Source organism: Mucilaginibacter sp. FW306-07-L (assembly GCF_058782065.1).
Genome location: NZ_JBYSXI010000001.1, coordinates 971,651 through 992,230, shown reverse-complemented (window position 1 = coordinate 992,230; position 20,580 = coordinate 971,651). Strand labels below are relative to the sequence as shown.

Sequence of the window (20,580 nt, the reverse complement as noted above, 5' to 3'; positions counted from 1 at the left end):
GGACTTGTTAGTTTATTGGGCGAAGAAAAAAGTTAGATTTCAACTTTAATATATCTTTTCCGATTGTGATATATTTGTGCTAAACCATTACCGGTCAGGTCAATGATAATAAGAGTAAACCGGCTAAATAGTGTAAAGTAGTAAGTAAATAGAATCCTCAGTGGGTAATAAAGTTATTCGAATGTACCAAATCTTTTGAATACTGCACTTTCAAAATCAATAGATGGGTTAATAACATCGAAAGTATATTGTACATAAGAATTGATCACAAAATTGTTTAGTTTAATTACTTTAAAAATTCCTCCTCCGTCATTTGGTTATTCGATATTACTCCTGTTATAGTTCCTGACGATATAGCATAGCTAACAGCACGTAGTGAATTGCTGTTATCGCCACAAGCGAAAATATTAGCGACTGTCGTGTTCTGAAAGGAATCTATTTTGATCAATCCTTGGTCTGTTAACTCGCAGCCCAATGATTCAGGGATCTTACAATGTTGTTCAAAAGGGGGTCTTGAATAGATAGCTTTTAATGGAAACGTAGAATTGTCTGAAAAAACTATTTCTTCAACTACGCCGTTTTTGTGTTGCAACGAGGTAATTGCCTTTTCAACTATCGAAATATCGTGTCTTTTAATTTCATCGGTTTGTTCTGGTGTCAATTCCGATTTCCCATTGGTAAAGATGGTTAGATCGTTTGTCCAGTTACGAATAAGCCGGGCCAGATGAAATGCACCATAACCATTTGCAAAAATCCCTGTTTTTTGATTCTTTACTTCATATCCATGGCAATAAGGACAATGAAGTACTGTAATTCCCCAACACTCAGAAAAACCCTTGATGTTTGGCATGTTGTCCTTCAAGCCTGTTGCAAAAACTAATTGTTTAGCTGAAAATGATTCTCCTGATCGCGTTGAAATCTCAAAGCCTTTAGCAGTTCTCGCTCCTTTAACGGCGAGGTCAGTTACGAATTTTACCGTATCGTATTTCAATACCTGTCCTTTTGCCTTTTCCGCAATAACGCCTGGTCTTTCACCGTCTTGGGTAATAAAGTTATGTGAATGAGGCGTTTGTCGGTTACAAGGCAAACCGCTGTCGATAATTAATACATTTCTTAATGCACGTCCTAAAGTCATTGCTGCTGATAGTCCAGCATAGCTTCCGCCAACTATAATTACGTCAAAGTTTTTGTGATCTGTCATTTCGTTAAATTTAAAAATGTGTAATGAAAAGGGTAGCATTGAAAATGATAATGCAATGCCCCTTGTTGAATAAGTGCTGGTATTGATACTCTTTCAGGTATTTGTTTTAAGGTGTGTCGCTTTACAAAATAGCTCAATGTGATGATGGCAGGGTCAAGCATCCCTGAACTTGCCCTGGAATAAATCAAAGTGGCCAGCCCAATCCGGCATTGTTAAAGATTTAAGATACCTGGTAATTGGCGCTTTTGATCTAATCGAACAATTGAGCCGCTTGCCTGGGTTTGCTTAAGTCTTTGGGTATGAAATGTACACGGTAATTAAAATGTATTGTTTCATATACCTTAATTTTCTGAGTGATCATTAGTTTCCATGGCAGGCGGGATCAGCTTATACATCACCGGCGTTACGATCCGAGAAAGGATTGTCGAACTGATCAAACCACCGATCAATACAATCGCCAGTGGCGCGATCATAGGATTGGGGTTTAATGCGATTGGCAACAATCCGCAGATTGCAGTGATCGATGTCAAAACGACCGGCAGAAAACGCGTCTCCCCGGCAATATGAATTGCCTCATCGATGCTTTTTCCTTGGGCGCGTAACTGATTGGTAAAGTCAACCAGCAACAAGGAATTTTTAACTTGTATACCCGATAGTCCTATAAAACCGATTATGGCGGTCAATGACATCGGGTTACCGGTGATAAGCAGTAAGGCTACACCGCCAACAATACCCAGCGGAATTATGGACAACACGATAATGATCCCTTTAAAGGTTTTGAACTGGAGCAGCAGTACACCAATGAACAGAAAAGTACTCAGCAGGATCACGGAGAGGAAATTGCCACCTAGCGCATCGCCTTCAGATTCCGCCTCACCGGACAATTTGTAGTAGTAGCCAGCCGGCATTTTAAGCTGATCGAGCTGCGGTACCACATCCTTTAGAATGTCGTTGGCCAGGACATGATCCTTGGTTAAGGAGGTCACCTTGGCAAATCGCGACTTATTGAAGTGGTTGATGGCCGTCGGTGAGGTTTCAAAACCAATGGTCGCTACCTGGTCCAGTAATACGGGCGTGCCACGAAGATTGTTCACGTAAAGATTTTTAAAGGCATCCAGGTTCGAATACTTATCCCGCGGCAGCGTAATGACTACATTGCGCGCATCGCCACGGTCATCAATATAATCGCCCACATTCAACCCGGCGACCGACAGGCGAATCACCTTGTCGATGTCACTGGTCAGTACGCCTAATGTGCGGGCCTTTTCTTTGTTGATGCGGATCTTGATATCGGACTTATAGGCGTTCAGTTCATTGTTCACAAAAAAGGTTCCCGGATGCTTCCTGAGTATTTGTTCCACCTTAAAGGATAATGCCCGCAGCGTGTCCTGATTGTCGCCGAACACCCGGACCACTACATTGGCCTCGATCGGTGTACCTTGCTCAAAGTCCTTGACCTCGATACGCGCATAAGGAAAGTTGTTAAAACGTTCGCGAAGCCTTTTGATCAGCGCTGTCTTCTGCGTAGGTTCCGCTTCCTCATCCATCTGCACAAATACCTGTGCAAAATCGGGTTTCACATCCTGCTGGTGCACATTGTAATAGATCTGCGGGTTACCCTTGCCTACGTTGGAGGTATAATACTCGATCTCCGGGTGTTTTTTGAGTTCCGCTTCTACCATTTTGGCCGCGCGATCGCTTTCCGGGATGTTGGCCTGCAGCGGCATTTTGATATTGATAAGGAACATCGGCTTTTCTGATGTCGGGAACAGCCTGAACCCGGCCTGGCCGAACATCCCGAATGCGAACGCACTTAGTGCAAGCGACAGCGCAATGGTAACCTTGGGCCATTTCAATGCCAAAGGCATGATACGGCTGTAAGAGCCGGTCAACCCTTTTTGCAGGTATTTTAAAAAGATGTTGCCTTCGTCATGGGTATGGGTCTTCAGGATACGGTTTCCCAGGAAGGGCACCAGTGTCAATGCCACGATCATCGATGCCAATACGCTGGTCATGACCGCTACCGGCAGGCTGCGGATAAATTCGCCTGCGGTGTCAGGCAGGAAGGCAAGCGGCAAAAAGGCGATCACCAGGGTAGCGGTACACCCAACCACGGCAGCACCGATCTGCTGGGTGCCTTTTAGGATCGCCTCTTTCTTGGAGTGGCCTTCCCTCAACCAGCGTTCAATATTTTCCACGACCACGATGCTATCGTCCACTAACAGCCCGAGTGCAACTACCAAGCCTACGATACTCAACTGGTTGAGAGAATACCCCAGCATATTCATGGCGATCAGCCCGAGCGCCAGTGATAAGGGTATCGAGATCATTACGATGAGCGAGGCACGGAAGCCTAAAGGTAACAGCGTAATGATCACCAGAACGATTGCCAGGCCAAAGTCGAAGCCCAGGTGGCCTAAACGCTTGGACACCATATTTGCCTGGTCAAAGTTCTTTACCATTTGGATATTTTGAGGCAGGGTCTTGTTGAACGCCTCCAACACAGGCAGGTACTTCTTTTGCACACTGGCGATGTTCACATTGTCTTTCATGGCAGCAGTGACCAGCACGCAGCGGTGACCATTAACGCGCGTAATATGGTCCACGATCGCATCGCGGTAGCTGACCTCGGCCACATCCTTTAGGTAAACGATCTTACCGTTCGCGTTGTAGATCACGGTATTGGCCACATCATCCACATTTTTAAACTTGCCGCTGGTCTTTACGTTGAAGATTTTGGTATCGATATTAACGCTGCCACCCGGAATATCAGCCGCCTCACTCTGCAAACTACCGATCACCACGTTAAGCGGGATCTTCATCTGCGCCAGTTTATCCAATTGCATATTTATGCGGATCTCCTGCTCGGGCATACCAAAGTATTTTACCTCTTTCAGATCGGTGATCTTCTCCAGTTTGGTCTTCAGTATATCGGCCTCATCGCGCATCTGCTTGGCCGGGGCATTATCGGATACTAAGGCGACCTGGATCACCTTAACGTCCGAAGAAGAGACCTTTTCGACTTTGATCAGATAGATGTCCTTAGGCAATTCGCCGTTCTTAAGGGCGTTGACCTCGGTAGAGATCTCCTGGTATTTATTATCCACGTCTACACCGTATTTGAACTTGGGTTGGATGACGGCCACACCGTCTTCCACCGTGGTCAGGATCTTCTCTATGTTTTCCAGTCCGTATATTTTATTTTCGATAGGTTTAACCACCTGCTCCTCCATATCCTTGGGACTGGTCCCAGGATAAATAACAGTAATAATATATTGCGGCGGATGGTTGGTCGGGTCCTCTGAGCGCGGCATGGTAAACAGGGTAAGTACCCCGACAACGGCGACGAGCAGGAAGATGATCAGCGTGAACTGATAATTCTTAACGGCAAAAGTTGTGATCTTCATGATGCTGGATTACCTGGTAATTTTAACAATAGACTGCTCGTTGAGGTAGGGGCTGTTCGATACGACGATCTGATCCACGCCCTTCAGCTTTTCTTTTAAATAAACACGGTCGTTATCAAAGCGCTGAATGCTTACAGGAATACGTTTGACATGGTCTTTACCAACAGGGGTAAATACGTAACCCTTGTCGCCATCCGCTTCCACCAGCGCAGCATAAGGGATTACCATGAGATCATTATCCCGGTTGGTAGCGATCTCAGCCTTACCGAACATGCCCACCGCCGGTCTTACATCGTCCAGGTTCAGTTGCAATTCGACCTGGAATGAACCAAGCTGCGGATCTGCCGCCTGGGACTTGCGGAAAACCACCGCGTCAAACTTGCGACCAGTATATCCATCAAGTGTAACAGAAGCTTTCTGCCCGGTTTTGATCAATGCCCACTCCCGGTCAGTAACGCCTACCTTAAGCTCGTAACCGCTCTTCCGGTCGGTTGAATTTACCTCCAATACCGGCATACCTTCACCTACCACCTCGCCGGGGTTTGCCAGTTTTTTGGCCACAAACCCGTCGGCAGCAGCATAAATGCGCGAGTAATGTTCATTGAAGGCCGTAGCTTCTCTTGTTTTGCGCGCTACATCCAGCGCGGTCTTGGTATTCTGTAATTGTTCCAGCGTGAATACACTGTCTTTGTAAAGGCTGACAGCACGGGCATAATCACGTTCCGCTTTTTCCACCCCCAGGCTGTTCTGAGCAAGCCCAGCCGCGATCTCCGTAGCATTTAGCGTAGCTAATAATTGTCCTTTTTTAAAAAACTGCCCTTCTTCGACCAGGATACGGTTAATAACGCCGCCGATCTTGAATGCGTATTTGGCGTCATCTTCCGTGCTCACCAGCCCGGTTGCGTAGATCTTATCCGGCATTTGTAAAGTTCCCAACGATGCAACTTTTACCGGGATAATATCAGGTTCTCCCAGGGCGTTCTTCTCTTTTTGCTCGTGCTTGCATGACGTCCAAAGCACTGCGGCGGTCAGCAGGCCGGTCAGTAAGTATTTCGTTTTCATCTTTTTGAATGTGATCATTGAATGTTAAAACTGGCGTTGGCTCTTTCGATCGCGGCGTAGGCGATCCAGGTGTCAAATAGCGCAATATTGGTATTGAGTTGCGCATCGATCCACTGGTTCTGCGCATCCAGCAGCTCGATGTAGATCGCCATGCCCTCTTTGTACAGCTTGTTCATATCGCCGTAATAGGTCTGGCTCGTTTTTAACTGAGTCTGGGCTGCGCTGTAACGTGCGACGGCGCTTTGCAAACTGTTCTGCCTTATTTTTAACTCCGTCAGGAGTTGTTGCGTTACGTAATCGGTTTGCGCTGAGATGGCTTCCCGGTCTGCAATGGTCTGCCTGATCCGGTTGGTATGCCTGCCGGAACTGAACAGGTTCCACTCCAGGGATACACCCCACAGATAATAGCGGCTCTGGCTGTTGAAGCGCCAATCGAACGCTTGTGAACCCAGGTCGAGGAAGGTCCCCACTTTAGGAACCAGGTAGGACTTAGCAAGCCCGGTCAGGTTTTGGTTGATATCACCTGATAGTTTAAGTTTAGACAACTCCTCGCGTCCGTTGATATCGGTCGCGGTCAAAAGGTTCATCGGAGGTAAGGTGCCGATCTCATCAGTTTGAATACTGTCCGTAAGCGGCCGGTTCAGTAAAAAATTGAAGTAGTACCGGGCAGATTCCGCATTTTTTCGCGCATCGGTTAGTGAGGCACCGATACGGGACACTTCATTCTGACTGCGCAGCACCGAAGTTCGGTTAACCTTACTATTGGTGTATAGCTTGCTGTTGATCCGCCGACCTTCCTCAACTAACTTTAACGAAGACTCATAGATATTCACTGCACTTCTGGCTTTAAGATAATTGTAATAGGCGGTCTTGATCTCTTTGACCAGTTCCCGCTTATAAAGCAACACCTCTGAGCGTTGCAGGTCAACCTGCTGCTGCTTGATCTTTTTATTGTAGATCAGTTCTGCATTTAAGATGGGTAAAGTCGTGCGGAATTTGGCATCGTAGAAATTGTCCGGGTTGAGCAGGATCTGCTGATTTTGCAGTTGCGGAAAGGCATTGCTTGCTGTCAGGCGATTCAAAGTCGCATAAACGCCGTTGAAGAGGTCACCGGTTGGGAAATCGATCGTCCGTCCGCCATCAGCCTTGGTGTAAGTGGTAGAAAAAGTGACATCCGGCAAGAACAGGCTTTTAGCTTCCTTAAGGGCATAAATGCTTTTCTCCAGAACAAATGCCTGTTGCTTAATACTTTGATTGGAGACGATCCCATCCTTAATGTATTGATCCAGTTTAGGCTGTGCGCTGAGTGGCATAACAGTCGGGCAGACCATCGCCACTAGCAATAAGCCATATAATTTCGCGCATTTAGTCTTCATTTTTATACATAGTTTTAATTTTAAACACTGTTCAATACTGGTTCAAAAAAAAGGGTTACCCTTTTTCCAATAATGTCACAAAGCATTCATAGCCACTTTGCATCAACTCTTCATTGGTCCTGTTCACAAAGTTTGCCGTGCGGTCCTTACAGAATAGTGCACAGATCCCATGCATAGCAGATAGGATCATGAATGTAAGATCTTCGACATTCATCGATTTAAACTTTCCCTTTTTCTGGCAATCTCTGATCACCGCGGAAAGCCTGTCGACCGCTTCCTGTGCTATTCCAAAACCGCCGTCATCCGCTCTTTTTACCGGTTCTTCAACAATAAACATCAGGTTATAATAGTCTTTGTTCTCCTGTGCAAATTGAATATATATCCGGCCCATCGCCTTCAACCGCTCGAAAGGATCTTCCACTTTGTCCAGCACCTTGAACTGATTCAGCAGCAATTGGAATCCTTCCTTGTGCAACTCGTGAAAGATCTCGCTTTTATCCTTGAAGTAAAAATAGATCGAACCGGGACTGTAATTGATCTCGTGAGCAATATTGCGCATGCTGGTCTGCTCGTAACCTTTCTCGAGGAAGATTTTACGTGCACCATTCAGTATGCGTTTATGCATTTCCTGTTTCTCTTCCAGTTTTCTTTCCGCTATGCTCATTTCAGGTTGTTTGTCGCAAATATACTGGCGTTCGCCTGCGCGCAAAAGGTCTTATGCAATTAAGGCCTTTAATTTTTCATACCAGGGCTTACCCCGCCCATAATATTAACTGCAATTTTCCGGCTTAAAAACCTAAATCCAAATAACATCAGCCGGTTCTTCCAGCCCTGAACTACCCGTGGTTTGTTTGCATTCTCCAAGGCATTCACCAATTCTTCAGCAACATCCGCTACGGAAGACATCACGAAATCCGGGAAATCACTGGTCTGCCCACCGGCATTGGTATGGAAGTCTGAACTGGCTGCACCAGGGTGAAATCCGAAGACGCGGACCCCTTTCTCTTTAAATTCATACCATAGAGATTCCGAAAAATTAGCGACAAAACTTTTGGTTGCCGCATACACGCTACTTCCTGGTAGCGAGGAATGCGCAATCTGGGATCCGATATTGATCAGGGTGTCTCCTGGTTTCGCGTTTTGCAGATAGGCATACGAAAGGGTAACCAAAGTATCCATATTCAGATGCATTCTATCCAGCTGATCCTGAAGCTGTATCTCGACAAATCTGCCATAAATACCTCCACCCGCATTATTGATCAGTACGTCGTACTTTTCGGTCCGTAGATGAGCTGCCAATTTCTGAAGGTCAGCATCATTTGTCAGATCAGCCACGAAGATGGCGTGCTGGTTTCCTTTGAGAGTCTTTAATGCCTTATTTAATTTTTCCTCATTTCTGGCGACCAGCGTTACCTGATAGTATTTATCCGCAAGCATCCGGGCGGTTTCCAAACCTATTCCCCCACTTGCTCCGGTGATTATTATTTTTTTCATTCCAATCAACTTATTGAACGATGCAAAGATATTGAACAGTGTTCAATAATTAATATAATAGTTCTTATGCTTGAACAACTTGACGTTAACATGATACTTTGTTGATTGTAATGATTTCTAAAATCCAGATAACGATTAGCTGATTTCTTCATATCAGACATAATTTGGGCTGGCCTTCAATTTTATAGCAAGGCTGCGCCTATATATAATATTCGAATATTGATAAAATAATTGTTGCCAGTATGTCCCGCCAATTATAAAGGCAGCAATTCGGTAAAAGCGCTTAAATCTAAACACGCTTTTGAGTTGCTGCCTGTAAAATGATATCAAACTTGTGTGTACATGTTTTTAAATTCCTCAGCAAACTGCTCCAGCTTAACTATTCCTATCACATTGCCGTCTGTGCCGAAAAAATCTTTCATGATAATGCTATTTTGCACCCCCTGCCCCATTTCTACGATCAGGCCAACCAACTCGGCCGACATACCGGCGGATAGCATGCCTTGCTTTAACTGTTCGTCTGGAACCGCTGTCCAGGTCAGTTCCGGTTTGCCTATAGCTTTGCCGAACAACGCGGCAAGCTGATCGCCGGTTGCCAAGTCGCTCACTACGTATTTTACTTCAAAACCATCACCCTCAGCCTGCAGCGCTTCAGCTATTGCCAAAGCCAGATCATCAGGATGCGTTAACGCCAGGCTGATATCTCCGCTGTAATTATTACCGAAGATGTTCCGGCTTTTGATCTGCGGAATATCCCTCAGAAAATTAACATAGAAAAATCCGGAGCGAATGGCGGTTGCGTTAACACCAATAAGCTGGCGGAAGATATTTTCAACCCGGTGAACGCCTTGAATTGGACCGTTTCCTGACTCGGCATCTGCACCCACGCTGCTTAACAATACTACCCGGCCTACGCCTGCGGCTTTAATGGCATCAGCACAAGCCTGACCAGCATCCGCTATGTTTTGTATAAAGTTGCTGGTACCGATGGAGGGCGGCATCATAATGTACACAGCATCAGCACCGCTGAATGCACGGGTAAGAAAAGCTGCGTCGCTGATAGATCCCACGGCAGCTTTAGCGCCTAATTCTTCTATCTCGCTTACTTTCTCCTCTTTAGTAGTGATCACAGTAACTTCGTGTCCGGCTGCGATCAGTTGTTTGACTAATGGTTTGGCCACATTTCCCAATGAGCCTGTTGTGGTAATTTTCATGGTTCTGTATGTTTTAAAAAGTGAGATGATCAGTTCAATTCCGGGTAATCGGTGTAGCCCTGTTCGCCGGGCGTATATAAAGTCCTATAGTCCGGGTCGTTTAAGGGTTCGTTTTTTTCTATCTTCCTCATAAAATCGGGGTTGGCCAAAAAACTTCTGCCAAAGGCCACCAGGTCGGCCGGTCCGTCCTGCAACATCGCCTCCGCTGTTTCTGCGGTAAAGCCGTTACAATAAATAATGGTGTTCGCAAAAGCTTCGCGAATAGCGTGGTGTGTCTTTTGCGGAATACCTGGGTTGTTAGAGATGTGCAGGTAAGCAATACCAAGTCGGTTCAGTTCCTGGGCCAAATAAACATAAGTGTCGTGCACTTCGCTTTCTTCATAGGCGAGCATGCCGTTAGTTGTCAGGTATGGCGACAAGCGAATAGCAACCTTATCGGCACCGATAATTTGTGAGGTTTTTTGCGCTATCTCCAGTATTAAACGGCTGCGGTTTTCTATAGTCCCTCCATAGTTGTCTGTCCGGTTATTTGTGTGCGGGTTCAGCGACTGCTCAAGCAGGTAACCATGTGCACCGTGCAGCTCTACGCCGTCAAAACCGGCGGCAATGGCATTTTCTGCAGCGCGAACATGTTCGTCAATGATACGTTGTACACCCTCAGCATCCAACGCCCTGGGAGCCGAATATGCATACATACCCGTCTCCGTGTAGATCTCACCGGCACCTTGGATGTCCGACATACCAACTACCTCGCAGCCTTCAGGCAAGTTGCTGCTGTGTGCTACGCGGCCCGTGTGCATCAATTGCACAAATATTTTGGAACCACCTTCATGCACGGCTTCGGTCACCAGTTTCCAACCTTCTACCTGTGCATCAGAGAAAATACCGGGAATACGCGGGTAGCCTAAACCTTCCGGACTTGGCGAGGTACCTTCGGTCACAATAAGCCCGGCGCCGGAACGCTGCTTATAGTAAGCGGCCATTAATGCATTGGGAATATTATCGATAGCGCGACTACGGGTCATGGGTGCCATCACCACATGATTCTTTAACTGTAAGGTGCCTTTGTTATACGGCTGAAATAATTTTTTCATTTGCAGTGTTTTTGTTTACACTACAAAAGTGCCGCTAACTGTCGCCTGATAATAGCAGCAAAAGACGGAAAAACAGTCCTATCCGGCAGAGCTATATTTTTTGGGCTTCAAGCCGTAATACCTTTCGAACAAGCGGCTAAAATGACTAAGGTTGGTGAAGCCTAATTCATAGCCAACCTCGGCAACAGAGCGCTTGCCTTGTTTGAGCATAAAGGCAGCTTCCTCCATACGCGCCTGTTGAAAGTAATTATAAATGGTATCACCAAAGGCTTGTTTAAAAAGTTGTTTCAATTTGGTTTCGCTCATGGCGGCGATCCCGGCTAACTCAGACAGTACCGGTGGCGTACTCAGATCGCTCAACACTTCGTTACGGATATGCAACAACCTGGCAGCATCGGCACTGTTGATGTTTTGATGTGGTATGCTTTCGCGTTTTGATAATTTTTCAAACAGCAGGTAGAGCAGTTCCTGCACCTTAACGTGCATAAAAAAATGACTTAGGCCATTATTCATATCGACTGCGCCTAAATTCTTTTGCAGCAGGCGTATCTCTGCCGTCATCTTTTCCAGAAAAAGAAACGAATTACCACTGCCGGTGATGGTTTCAATTACGGTGTTCTGTTCAGCTAACGCAAGCAAACTTTTTAGGTATGATGGAGAGATTGCAACGACCATGTAATGGATCATATAGCCTGCCGGAAAGCGTATAGTAGAATTCAGATCATTGGAGGTAACCTGAATCGCCGATTCGTCCCGCTCGGAGAACTGGATATGCGGGTCGGTACCGTAAGTAATGCCCAGAGGTTGTTCGTTGCTGTAAAAAAAAATAGTGATCAGTTCATTTCCTTGTCCGGAAGCACTGCGTTTGATGATCAGGTCTTCTTTCAGCAGATAATGGTGCAGGGTTACCTTAAAGTCTGGCCCAAAAGAAAGTTTGCGGATATATCCATCCCCCAGTTGCTGGGGAATAAGCAGCAAATCATTCTCTACTGTTGCACCAATGTACCGTGCGAAGTAGGTCATGAAGTCGAAATCCGGTGTGGCGTTGAAGCTGAAGATCAATTCGGGTATTGTTTGTCCTAAAAATACAAATAATAATAGCTATTGTACATCACTGTTAACCTGGCTGCGCTGTCAAGTGTCATCATTGCCGATAAAGCGTACAATTATTTATTGGATGAGCGTCGGGCAGCCCTGTTCGGTGCACCGGAGCAACCATTGCCGATCGCTGCATTCGGCGTGATCATAGACCGTAAAAACTTTGCCGGTTTGGCAATTGGCGGTATCAAGGAAACGCAGAAAATGCTGGATTTCTGCGCACGCACAACATTGCCGCAGATATATAAATGATCGAGATGCAAAACATCAACGATGCTTACGAACGTCTGCTGAAGGGCGATGTTAAATATCGTTTTCTAATCGACATGAAATCCTTTAACAATTGAAAGATCACCAAAACAGGAACAAAGCCTTCAGTGAAAAGACCATATGATTGTTTACCGGCACAATAGTTATCGACCAGCTCTTTGATCTTAATGAATCGCGGCGCGGGGCGGCGGCCACCGAGACCTTTGAACCTGGTGCAAGAACGGCCTGGCACATGCATCCGTTTGGGCAAACTACCATTATCTTAAGCGGACTGGGCTGGGTGCAACGCGAAGGCGAACCTGTTTATGAAGTCCGGCCAGGTGATTTGGTTTGGTTTGAGGCCGGCAAAAAACATTGGCATGGCGCCAAATCAACTCATGTGATGAGCCATATCGCCATACAGGAAAAATTAGGACGGTGAGGTTGTCGACAGGCTGGAACAGGTGACGGTTGACCAGTACTTGACAGAAGAATAACTGTATGAGCTCGGGGCAATTGAATCAGCACTGATTTGCCAGTACTTTATCAGCATGGCGTGCACCCATTATTGGATGATAAATTACAGGTTAAAATAAAGGTACCGGCTTCCGGTACCTTTATTCCATAGATTAGAAGTTTAGATTATTGGACAACGACTGGAGTGATCGTAGCCATAATAGCAGCCCGTTGCTTATCGAGATCAGCTAGTTTCTCCTTCTTCTTTTCAATTTTTTTGTTCAGTTCCTTCATGTCTTCAACATTATCTTTCTGATGATTCATCGCGTCTTTAGCATCATTAGCCTGGTTGTTCGCCTTTTTTGCTTGCTTCATCGCTTTTTTTGAATCGCTGACACTGCCATTGGTTGCCGTGGCAGACATATCTTTACTACCCTGGGCGGAGGTTACCGCGTCCTGAGCCGTTGATTTGCTTGTTGATTGCAAACCGGCGGTTTTGTTTTGCTGCGCGATCAGTTTTGAGTTGAGTTTGGCGATATCTAAAGTAATCTCCCCGTACTCTTTATTTAACTTAACGGTGTCTGCAACTGTCTTGTATTTCTGGGCTAGAGCGCAAGTTGTAAAGCCTAAAGTGGCTGATGCGAAGACACAAAGCATCACTAGATTTTTCTGAAATTTGATCATTATTTTTGATTTAACTGGTCGTTATGGACATTAACATAAGGCAATAATCAATCCAGGATTGAAATGCCCTTCAAATCTTAAATATTTGTCCTACAGCGGGATATTCTGTAGCTTAATCGGGATTATATGTAGTCCAGGGCTTAATAAATAGCCCTTAAACTGTGGCAGCATCTTAACATGGCCTGTGTTGCCCGTATTTTCCTGTTCGTATGCTTTATTACTTAATAATTAATTTAAAGTGGCGCCAGCCACTCATTTAAATTGCTACATTTGCTATCACAATTAGCAAAACTTCATGGTTGATAAAGTCTCAACAGACCATACGCTTAACGTTTCCCAGGAGCATCTGAACATAGCCCTTGATCAGGTTAAATTAGGATTTTGGGAATTGGAAATTGAAAGTATGGCTCTGCTATGCACCACAAGGTGTAAAATGAACTTCGGGGCCGGAGACCGGTCGACATTTAGTTACCAGGAATTGTTGAGTAGCATTATTCCGGAAGACAGGGTTAGGATGCAGCAGGATGTTGCGGCGGCGCTTGATCCAACGAACGGTGTTTATCATTCACAATACCGGGTAAGACATCCTGACGGCAGTTTGCACTGGATAGAAGCCAATGGCACAGTGCTTTTTAGTGGCGCTCAACCTCAAAGGATGATAGGCACAACTGTCAATATCACGGAAAAAAAAGACCTGGAATTGTTGAAGGATGAATTGCTCAGTGTAGCCACACATGAACTCAAGACGCCGGTATCCGCTGTAAAAGGTTATTTGCAGATCCTGCACAGATTTGTAGAGAGCACACAAAACCAAAAATTTATCCAGATATCTAATCGTGCGTTAGGTTCTACTGAACGTATCGCCAGATTAATATCAGAGATTGCCGACCCCGCACACCGCCACCTGAATTATATCAGGCTGATTAACGAAGAATTCGACCTTCGCACACTGGTCGATGAGATCGCTTCTAATGCCATGCTGATCAACCCGGATTATTGCATTGATGTGCATTGCCCTGACGAAACGTTTATGATTAAAGCTGACCGGTTTAGAATAGGTCAGGTCCTGACCAATCTGATTACGAATGCTGTCAAATATTCTCCTGACCAAAAGCAGATCGATGTTAGTTTAAAAATGGATGGTTTTAACGCCAGGGTAGCGGTTATTGACCAGGGAATCGGGTTACCGGAAGAGGAATATGAGAAAGTGTTTCAAAAATTCTACCGTTCTGCTAACGGCTCAAAGACCGCGGGTGGCTTCGGCATTGGTTTGTATCTTTCTGCTGAAATAGTTACCAGGCATGGTGGTCAAATTGGAATAGACAAAAGAGCAGCTGAATCTGGTACCTGCTTTTATTTCACGGTACCTGTCAATGAATTGACAATTTGATCAAATTCATTATCAATTACGTTTTACCTATCAAAAAAAATGAGGGGACAACTGTCTAAACAGCACATCCCCTCTATCAGTATCGGCAAGTATGATTTCTCGTTATCTAAAAATGTGCCAATCGTTAATTGACGTTCATTTGATCTGAAAAGGTTCAGTAGTTAAATTCTTCTTCTGACTAGTTGGAGCAAACTTTCAATATCATACGGCTTCTCCAAAAAATCATCTGCTCCCGCAGCAAAGGCTACCTGTCTTCCGTCCTGGCTCGCTGAAATCACGATCACCGGCAAATGCTGATAAGCATCATTTTCTCGTAGTTTATTTACGACCTGACTGCCTGATAAGCCAGGCATCCAAAGATCAATAAGCAGTAATTTAGGCTGTTCTTTCTGAATGACCTCTTCGACCTTCGTACTGTCTATAACAGGGATAACATCATATCCCTCATCCTCAAGGATCATCTGCGTGACGTCCAGGATGTCCTGCTCATCATCGCAGATCACGATCTTACTGCTCATGTTTTTAGGGCTTTAAGGGCAGGGTGAAATTAAATACAGAACCACGGCCTTCTTCACTTTCTACCCAAAGTGTACCCTTGTGCTCTTTGATGATTTGCCGGCAAACATACAGGCCGATACCCACGCCGGGAAACTTCTCGACGATCTGGTCTGCCCGGTAAAACCGTTCAAATATCTTCTTATGATCGCGTTGATGGATACCCACGCCTGTATCCGCAATAGCTACCTTAACGTAACCTGGAAGCAGACTGGTGTGGATAGAGACGGAATCAGATCCCGGGGAATACTTGATCGCATTGGTCAGCAGGTTGAGGACGACTTGTTCCACGCGACCGTAATCAGCGAAGACCTCAGTCCGCACACCACCTGTCGATTTGATCTCATGCGTTTTTGAAGTAGCTTGTACGGCAGACACCGCATCGCTGACCAACTGGTCGAAATCAAAAGCAGTGTAGTTAAACTCTATTTTACCAGCCTGTATCTTTGAAACATCCAGCAGGTCATATACCAATCGTTCCATGCGGGTAACGGACCTGGCGGTGGTCTCAAAGCCTCCGAAGTACTCTGTATGGTTATTCCGCTGTGCCCGCTTTTGCAGTAGCTGCAGGTTTCCCTTGATGCTGGTCAGGGGCGTTTTCATTTCATGACTGGCTATACTGATGAAATCTTCCTTGCGCTGTTCCGTTGCACGGCGCTCCGTGATGTCTTCAATGGCCAGCAGAATGCGGTCCTGGTACTTTCCCTTGGAAACGATCTGACGTGCATTCAGTACCAGTAATTTACGGCCAATTGCCGGAAACTCGTTTTCTAGTTCGAAATTTTCAAAAGGGTTGTTATGAGGAAGGATGTTTGTCAGCAAGTCCTGTAATTCCGGTAGATTCCACTGGCCATTGCCCAGGTCGAATAGTGTTTTGCCAACGGCTTCTTTTTCATTTAGTTTAAAGAACCGGCAGAAATGATCATTGACGCTCAGTATCTTCATATCTTCATTCAGCACGACCAGGCTCTCCCGAATGGTCTCTACGATGCTGGAAAGATAAGCTTCACTGTCCTGCAGGTCTTGTGTGCGTTCCTGCACCCTTTCCTCTAGGTGTTCCTTTTCGTCAGCCAAAGCCATTTCTGCTTCTTTACGGCGCGTGATGTCGTTCTGGATACCAATGTAGTGCGTGATCTTAGCGTCAGCACCGCTCACCGGAGAGATCATGAGCTCGTTCCAGATCATCCGCCCATCCTTCTTATAGTTGCGTATCTCGACCTGGCAGTGCTGCCCATTTTTGATGGCCTCCCTGATCTTGAAGCGGACCTCCTGGTTACGGTCACTGTCCTGTAAGAAGCGGCAATTATGCCCGATGATCTCATCCTTATTATATCCGGTCAACTGTTCGAAAGCCCGGTTACAGTAAATGATCGGTTCATCCGGTTGGGTGTGATCCGTGATGACCACGCCGTTGCTTGAAGCGTTCATTGCGGCGGCAAAGAGCCGGATGTCCAGTTGTTCTATATGAGGTAATTGTTGTAAAAAATCATCCATTGTCTACCGATAGTTGTGGTTGATCTTTAACACAATAAATAAGCCATTGATTAAATTATTTTCAATTTTAATAAATTTAGGTGTTCCAAAGCTATTAATTGGAACTGACCTGCTCCTGCCGGTTTCTCAAACTAAACAAGGTGCTTTAATGACGCTATAAAAATTGATCAAGCGGATAAAACTCCGGTTAACAATCGATAACAGACTTTTAATCTAAGAATAGCCAGTGATGTGGCGAGCAAAATGAATTGTTTATCAGCAAAATGGGAAGAAATTAGCCTAGCTCATACAAACGAGAAATGAAAGGCTTATTAGGAAATCATAATTGGTATTAGATGATTTTCCGGGCAAGCCTGACAATTGTTTAAAATAAAAAGAAGCTAAAAAGGGTTTCAGTAGTTGTTCGTAAACTCATAGCGGAGGCGGGCTCGCCTGCATTTACGTGTAATAGTCCCTATGATGGATTAGTAGTCTGCATCCGGCTTAGTGCTGACTTAAATACATGCAAGTCGCAAACAATTCCGCAAACGTCTCTAATAATTTATACATTTCCCGTCTTTTCTGTAAGGTCTCTTATTAAAAAAGCTTCGAATTCTTGATCGAGGTGTTTACAACTCTGCGTTAATCTGTCAGCAATCTCTTTAACCTGGTCGTTATCATCCCCTATCTGCTTAAGCACTTCAACCAAACCAAGCACATTGGCAAGGGGCCGCCGAAGATCGTGTGATTGCTGACTGGCCAGGTTGTTAAGCGTCTCCGTAAGAAAACGAAGATGTTCTTTACGCGACTCGAAGGCAGCGACGTCATGTCCTATCCCAATAACGCCGCTGATCATTCCATTACCATCAGCGTCTGCCTTATATTCCCAATACGTTATAATATATCCTCCCTTGCCATCCAACTTTCTTAAGGTGGTAGCAAAACTACTTTCAGGATAGTTTACACAACGCTGGTAGGTTTAGTAGCTTGTTGCATAATCATCCGGGTGTAGCGCTAATGCAGCCGAGCGAATATCAGAGTTATTGTAAAACGAACTGCGTCGTTCAATAAACAGGTCATTCATATATATATAATTCCCCTGCGTATCGATCTTTACTAAGTAAAAGTTTCTAGATTCAGCAAGTAACTGAACCGATTTTTCAAAAGAGAAGCTTGTGGACATCATAGGCACGGATTGAATCTGCGTGATTAACGCAGATCAAGGTAAAATAAACGTTAATTTATAATTTATCGTTCAAAGTAAATAAAAAATACCGAAGATGTGTAGATGATAAATTGTTAGGACATTACTGGCCGATTTATTGCAACCATCGATATAAAAACATAATTCCGATGGAAAAGATCCAAACATCTTCTTTGAAAAATAAAAGTGAGGTTATCAGTGACCTGAAAGAAATACTGGAATTGATTAATGATGGCAAAGAAGGTTATCACTCTGCTGCAGAAGCTACCGACAATGCCGATCTAAAAGCATTGTTCTCCAAGATATCAGGGGAACGTATCGTTTATGCTTCGGAATTAAAAGACCATATCGAATTGCACGGCGCAAATGCAGAGAACACGAAAGGTGGAATTTTAGGTGGATTACACCGGGCCTGGTTGACCATCAAACAAAGTTTAAGCAGCAACGACGATAAGGCTATTCTTACTTCGATCGCAACCGGGGAAAAAGCAGTAATAGAAGCTTATGACAAATGTATCGCTGATTATGCTGATCACGCCGATCACATCAAATTGCTGACGGAGCAACGTGACGGTATAAAAAATGCACTGGCAGAAATTGAAAAACAAATTGTACAACCATAGTTAAAAAAGGGCTGCAGCGATGCAGCCTATTTATAAATTTTTGGCACTCCAACTGTGAGGTTTGACTGGAGGGAAATTTTATAGGGAACCGTCTTTTTAGCTTTACATTGAAGATCGCCTTGAGGTCATTCCTGATGTTTATAATGGCCCTCCCAATCCTGAGACTTTCCTAAAAAAGGTATTCGTCAGCATTCCCATTTTGTAGTAGTTATCATGGTTTCTTGCATTATGCGATAATATCTAATATACTGCTATAAAAGCTTGGATATTAAAGAAACCGGCCATCACGCTTGCCATCCACTGTGCCCAAACAAAACTGCTGAGGCTGGAGGTATTAGACACCAATTGTGAGCGGTCCATTGAAAAGAACGGGTTACCGCTATCAAAGATGAATCCATAAATTTCGCACTTAAAATTCCGTATTATAGCGATATCCTTATGCGGAAAGCGGAACCGGATCATTATGCCTGTAGCGCTGCATGACCTTTTCTATAATTACGCTTAATTTAGTTTTATAATCCTCTTTCAGCCAATCGGTGTAATTTTTTGTCACCTTACCTAGACATTTACCATATTGCTTTACCCGCCATTCAATCTCTTTGTCTAATTCTTCTGCCAGGAGCATGGCTTCTGAAATTGAGGTACTGTTTTCCATGCACATAACGGCATGTTGACGAATTGCGTCGCGCAGTACTATCTTACCTTTTTGATTGTTGGCAATCGCCTGCTGGTATGCCCCCTGTACATCAAAATGCATGGAGAGGCTATTAGGGAATTTCGCTTTCAGATCTGCAGATATGGCATGTTGCTCGCCAGCCGATTGTGCATGAAGGCTTTCGGCAAATGCTTCGGGACGGTCAAATATTAACTGCCAGTCCAGCGGCTTGTTCCATTCGCCGAAGCGGTCGGTATTATTGCCAAGATCAATGATGGTGAACGTTTTTTTATTAGGTAGGCGCCTCGATCCACGACCAATCATTTGATGGTACAATGTGATAGAGGTAGTAGCTCTGTTCAAGATCACGGTACGGACAGATGGTTCATCAAATCCTGTGGTGAGTATGGATACAGACGAAAGAATGGCTTTACTTGTTTTCTTAAACCACTTCAATATCGCTGTCCTTTCTGCCGGTGAGGCATGATTGTCAAGATGTTTCACCGCATAACCGGCATCACTCAACATCTGACAAACGTTTTTAGATGTAAATATACCGTTATTAAATATAAGCGTTTTCTTGTTTTTGGAATGTGCTTCATAGGCGTGCAATAGTAAGTCCAGCATTGCCGGTGAAGAATAAAGTGCATCAGAGGTGCTGATGGTGAAATCGCCGTTCAACCCGGTTTTAAGCGAGTTGAGTTCGACATCATATCGCCAATTGGCGGGCCGGGCAAGGTAGCCTTGCTTGATCAGGTTATCTATACTTTCGCCGACCAATAACTCGTGGTAATTTTTATACATAGGCGTATCAGCGTTTGAGCTGAACGGCGTTGCCGTAACGCCAATAATGTAGGCGTTGGGAAACTTGCTTAAAAGTTTATGAAACGAGTTATGATGCGCTTCGTCTATGATAACCAAACCAACCTTAGCGGTATCAATTAACCCATCTTTGATACGGTTGCGTAATGTTTCCACCATCGCCACAAAGCAGGTGCAACTGTCCTTTATTTTTAATTGTTTTACTTTGCTATTGATGGTCTTGTTGGCTACTCCAAGCTTTTTTAATGTTGCTGAGGTTTGTGTACAGAGTTCTATGCGGTGTGTAAGTACCACCACGCCGCTGTTGTAATGGTTGAGGAAACGTTTAGCGATCTCTGAGAATATGCGGGTTTTTCCACCGCCGGTAGGTAATTGATAAAGTATACGTCGATCAGTGCTTACTTGCGATAATTTATTAAATAGTGCATCCAAATCGCGTTGCTGATAGGGGTATAACCCGCTTGTGGGTTTTTTTATTTCCGGTCCCTGCGTAAATTCAATATTCTCCATTTGAAAATCTCTG

The 20,580-nt window shown here is 44.8% G+C and carries 18 protein-coding genes; 4 read left to right on the top strand and 14 right to left on the bottom strand.

Translation table 11 applies throughout. The features are described 5' to 3' along the window. Positions 1-286: 286 nt before the first annotated feature. From AC3WJC_RS04525 to AC3WJC_RS04485, 9 genes are all read right to left on the bottom strand, one after another. Positions 287-1,201, bottom strand: coding sequence for an NAD(P)/FAD-dependent oxidoreductase (locus AC3WJC_RS04525; protein WP_492397879.1), 915 nt, complete (start codon positions 1,199-1,201; stop codon positions 287-289). 341 nt (positions 1,202-1,542) lie between these two features. Then, the gene (locus tag AC3WJC_RS04520; protein ID WP_492397878.1) at positions 1,543-4,608 is read right to left on the bottom strand and encodes an efflux RND transporter permease subunit; all 3,066 of its coding nucleotides are present in this window, start codon (positions 4,606-4,608) and stop codon (positions 1,543-1,545) included. 9 nt (positions 4,609-4,617) lie between these two features. Continuing rightward, positions 4,618-5,670: an efflux RND transporter periplasmic adaptor subunit gene (locus tag AC3WJC_RS04515; protein ID WP_492397877.1), complete on the bottom strand. Its 1,053-nt coding sequence runs from the start codon at positions 5,668-5,670 to the stop codon at positions 4,618-4,620. A gap of 14 nt (positions 5,671-5,684) precedes the next feature. Further along, a complete protein-coding gene (locus AC3WJC_RS04510) occupies positions 5,685-7,046 on the bottom strand; it encodes a TolC family protein (RefSeq protein WP_492397876.1) in 1,362 nt (453 codons plus the stop codon). Between the two features lie 55 nt (positions 7,047-7,101). Continuing rightward, positions 7,102-7,755: a TetR/AcrR family transcriptional regulator gene (locus AC3WJC_RS04505; RefSeq protein WP_492397875.1), complete on the bottom strand. Its 654-nt coding sequence runs from the start codon at positions 7,753-7,755 to the stop codon at positions 7,102-7,104. A 23-nt stretch (positions 7,756-7,778) separates the two neighbouring features. Next, positions 7,779-8,540, bottom strand: a complete 762-nt coding sequence (locus tag AC3WJC_RS04500) for an SDR family NAD(P)-dependent oxidoreductase (RefSeq protein ID WP_492397874.1) — start codon at positions 8,538-8,540, stop codon at positions 7,779-7,781. A gap of 326 nt (positions 8,541-8,866) precedes the next feature. Continuing rightward, complete coding sequence (locus tag AC3WJC_RS04495) at positions 8,867-9,754, bottom strand: NmrA family NAD(P)-binding protein (protein WP_492397873.1); 888 nt, start codon at positions 9,752-9,754, stop codon at positions 8,867-8,869. Between the two features lie 29 nt (positions 9,755-9,783). Continuing rightward, complete coding sequence (locus tag AC3WJC_RS04490) at positions 9,784-10,848, bottom strand: alkene reductase (protein ID WP_492397872.1); 1,065 nt, start codon at positions 10,846-10,848, stop codon at positions 9,784-9,786. 78 nt (positions 10,849-10,926) lie between these two features. Then, positions 10,927-11,910 (bottom strand): helix-turn-helix transcriptional regulator, encoded by a 984-nt coding sequence (locus tag AC3WJC_RS04485; protein ID WP_492397871.1) that lies wholly within the window; start codon positions 11,908-11,910, stop codon positions 10,927-10,929. A gap of 42 nt (positions 11,911-11,952) precedes the next feature. Between AC3WJC_RS04485 and AC3WJC_RS04480 the strand changes: the two genes are divergently transcribed. After that, entirely contained in the window at positions 11,953-12,198 is a 246-nt protein-coding gene (locus AC3WJC_RS04480; RefSeq protein WP_492397870.1) for a hypothetical protein, read from the top strand. A gap of 142 nt (positions 12,199-12,340) precedes the next feature. Then, the gene (locus AC3WJC_RS04475) at positions 12,341-12,637 is read left to right on the top strand and encodes a cupin domain-containing protein (protein ID WP_492397869.1); all 297 of its coding nucleotides are present in this window, start codon (positions 12,341-12,343) and stop codon (positions 12,635-12,637) included. 200 nt (positions 12,638-12,837) lie between these two features. Here AC3WJC_RS04475 and AC3WJC_RS04470 read toward each other — a convergent pair whose 3' ends face one another. Then, on the bottom strand, positions 12,838-13,335 hold the full coding sequence (locus AC3WJC_RS04470) for a hypothetical protein (protein ID WP_492397868.1): 498 nt from the start codon (positions 13,333-13,335) through the stop codon (positions 12,838-12,840). Between the two features lie 295 nt (positions 13,336-13,630). Here AC3WJC_RS04470 and AC3WJC_RS04465 point away from each other — a divergent pair, with 295 nt between their 5' ends. Further along, positions 13,631-14,725 (top strand): PAS domain-containing sensor histidine kinase, encoded by a 1,095-nt coding sequence (locus tag AC3WJC_RS04465; RefSeq protein WP_492397867.1) that lies wholly within the window; start codon positions 13,631-13,633, stop codon positions 14,723-14,725. A 161-nt stretch (positions 14,726-14,886) separates the two neighbouring features. Here the strand turns inward: AC3WJC_RS04465 and AC3WJC_RS04460 are convergent, their stop codons facing one another. The 3 genes from AC3WJC_RS04460 to AC3WJC_RS04450 form a co-directional block, all read right to left on the bottom strand. Next, positions 14,887-15,243 (bottom strand): response regulator, encoded by a 357-nt coding sequence (locus tag AC3WJC_RS04460; RefSeq protein ID WP_492397866.1) that lies wholly within the window; start codon positions 15,241-15,243, stop codon positions 14,887-14,889. 4 nt (positions 15,244-15,247) lie between these two features. Continuing rightward, a complete protein-coding gene (locus tag AC3WJC_RS04455) occupies positions 15,248-16,774 on the bottom strand; it encodes a PAS domain-containing sensor histidine kinase (protein ID WP_492397865.1) in 1,527 nt (508 codons plus the stop codon). A 541-nt stretch (positions 16,775-17,315) separates the two neighbouring features. Beyond that, positions 17,316-17,675, bottom strand: a complete 360-nt coding sequence (locus AC3WJC_RS04450; protein WP_492397864.1) for a histidine kinase dimerization/phospho-acceptor domain-containing protein — start codon at positions 17,673-17,675, stop codon at positions 17,316-17,318. 431 nt (positions 17,676-18,106) lie between these two features. Here AC3WJC_RS04450 and AC3WJC_RS04445 point away from each other — a divergent pair, with 431 nt between their 5' ends. After that, positions 18,107-18,580: a ferritin-like domain-containing protein gene (locus AC3WJC_RS04445; protein ID WP_492397863.1), complete on the top strand. Its 474-nt coding sequence runs from the start codon at positions 18,107-18,109 to the stop codon at positions 18,578-18,580. 436 nt (positions 18,581-19,016) lie between these two features. Here AC3WJC_RS04445 and AC3WJC_RS04440 read toward each other — a convergent pair whose 3' ends face one another. Beyond that, positions 19,017-20,567, bottom strand: a complete 1,551-nt coding sequence (locus tag AC3WJC_RS04440; protein ID WP_492397862.1) for a DEAD/DEAH box helicase — start codon at positions 20,565-20,567, stop codon at positions 19,017-19,019. Between the last annotated feature and the right edge of the window lie 13 nt (positions 20,568-20,580).

Bases quoted from the DNA above. Each gene is read 5' to 3' on its own strand.
- AC3WJC_RS04525 (WP_492397879.1), bottom strand. From the start codon at position 1,201: ATGACAGATCACAAAAACTTTGACGTAATTATAGTTGGCGGAAGCTAT.
- AC3WJC_RS04520 (WP_492397878.1), bottom strand. From the start codon at position 4,608: ATGAAGATCACAACTTTTGCCGTTAAGAATTATCAGTTCACGCTGATC.
- AC3WJC_RS04515 (WP_492397877.1), bottom strand. From the start codon at position 5,670: ATGAAAACGAAATACTTACTGACCGGCCTGCTGACCGCCGCAGTGCTT.
- AC3WJC_RS04510 (WP_492397876.1), bottom strand. From the start codon at position 7,046: ATGAAGACTAAATGCGCGAAATTATATGGCTTATTGCTAGTGGCGATG.
- AC3WJC_RS04500 (WP_492397874.1), bottom strand. From the start codon at position 8,540: ATGAAAAAAATAATAATCACCGGAGCAAGTGGGGGAATAGGTTTGGAA.
- AC3WJC_RS04495 (WP_492397873.1), bottom strand. From the start codon at position 9,754: ATGAAAATTACCACAACAGGCTCATTGGGAAATGTGGCCAAACCATTA.
- AC3WJC_RS04490 (WP_492397872.1), bottom strand. From the start codon at position 10,848: ATGAAAAAATTATTTCAGCCGTATAACAAAGGCACCTTACAGTTAAAG.
- AC3WJC_RS04470 (WP_492397868.1), bottom strand. From the start codon at position 13,335: ATGATCAAATTTCAGAAAAATCTAGTGATGCTTTGTGTCTTCGCATCA.
- AC3WJC_RS04465 (WP_492397867.1), top strand. From the start codon at position 13,631: ATGGTTGATAAAGTCTCAACAGACCATACGCTTAACGTTTCCCAGGAG.
- AC3WJC_RS04460 (WP_492397866.1), bottom strand. From the start codon at position 15,243: ATGAGCAGTAAGATCGTGATCTGCGATGATGAGCAGGACATCCTGGAC.
- AC3WJC_RS04455 (WP_492397865.1), bottom strand. From the start codon at position 16,774: ATGGATGATTTTTTACAACAATTACCTCATATAGAACAACTGGACATC.
- AC3WJC_RS04445 (WP_492397863.1), top strand. From the start codon at position 18,107: ATGGAAAAGATCCAAACATCTTCTTTGAAAAATAAAAGTGAGGTTATC.
- AC3WJC_RS04440 (WP_492397862.1), bottom strand. From the start codon at position 20,567: ATGGAGAATATTGAATTTACGCAGGGACCGGAAATAAAAAAACCCACA.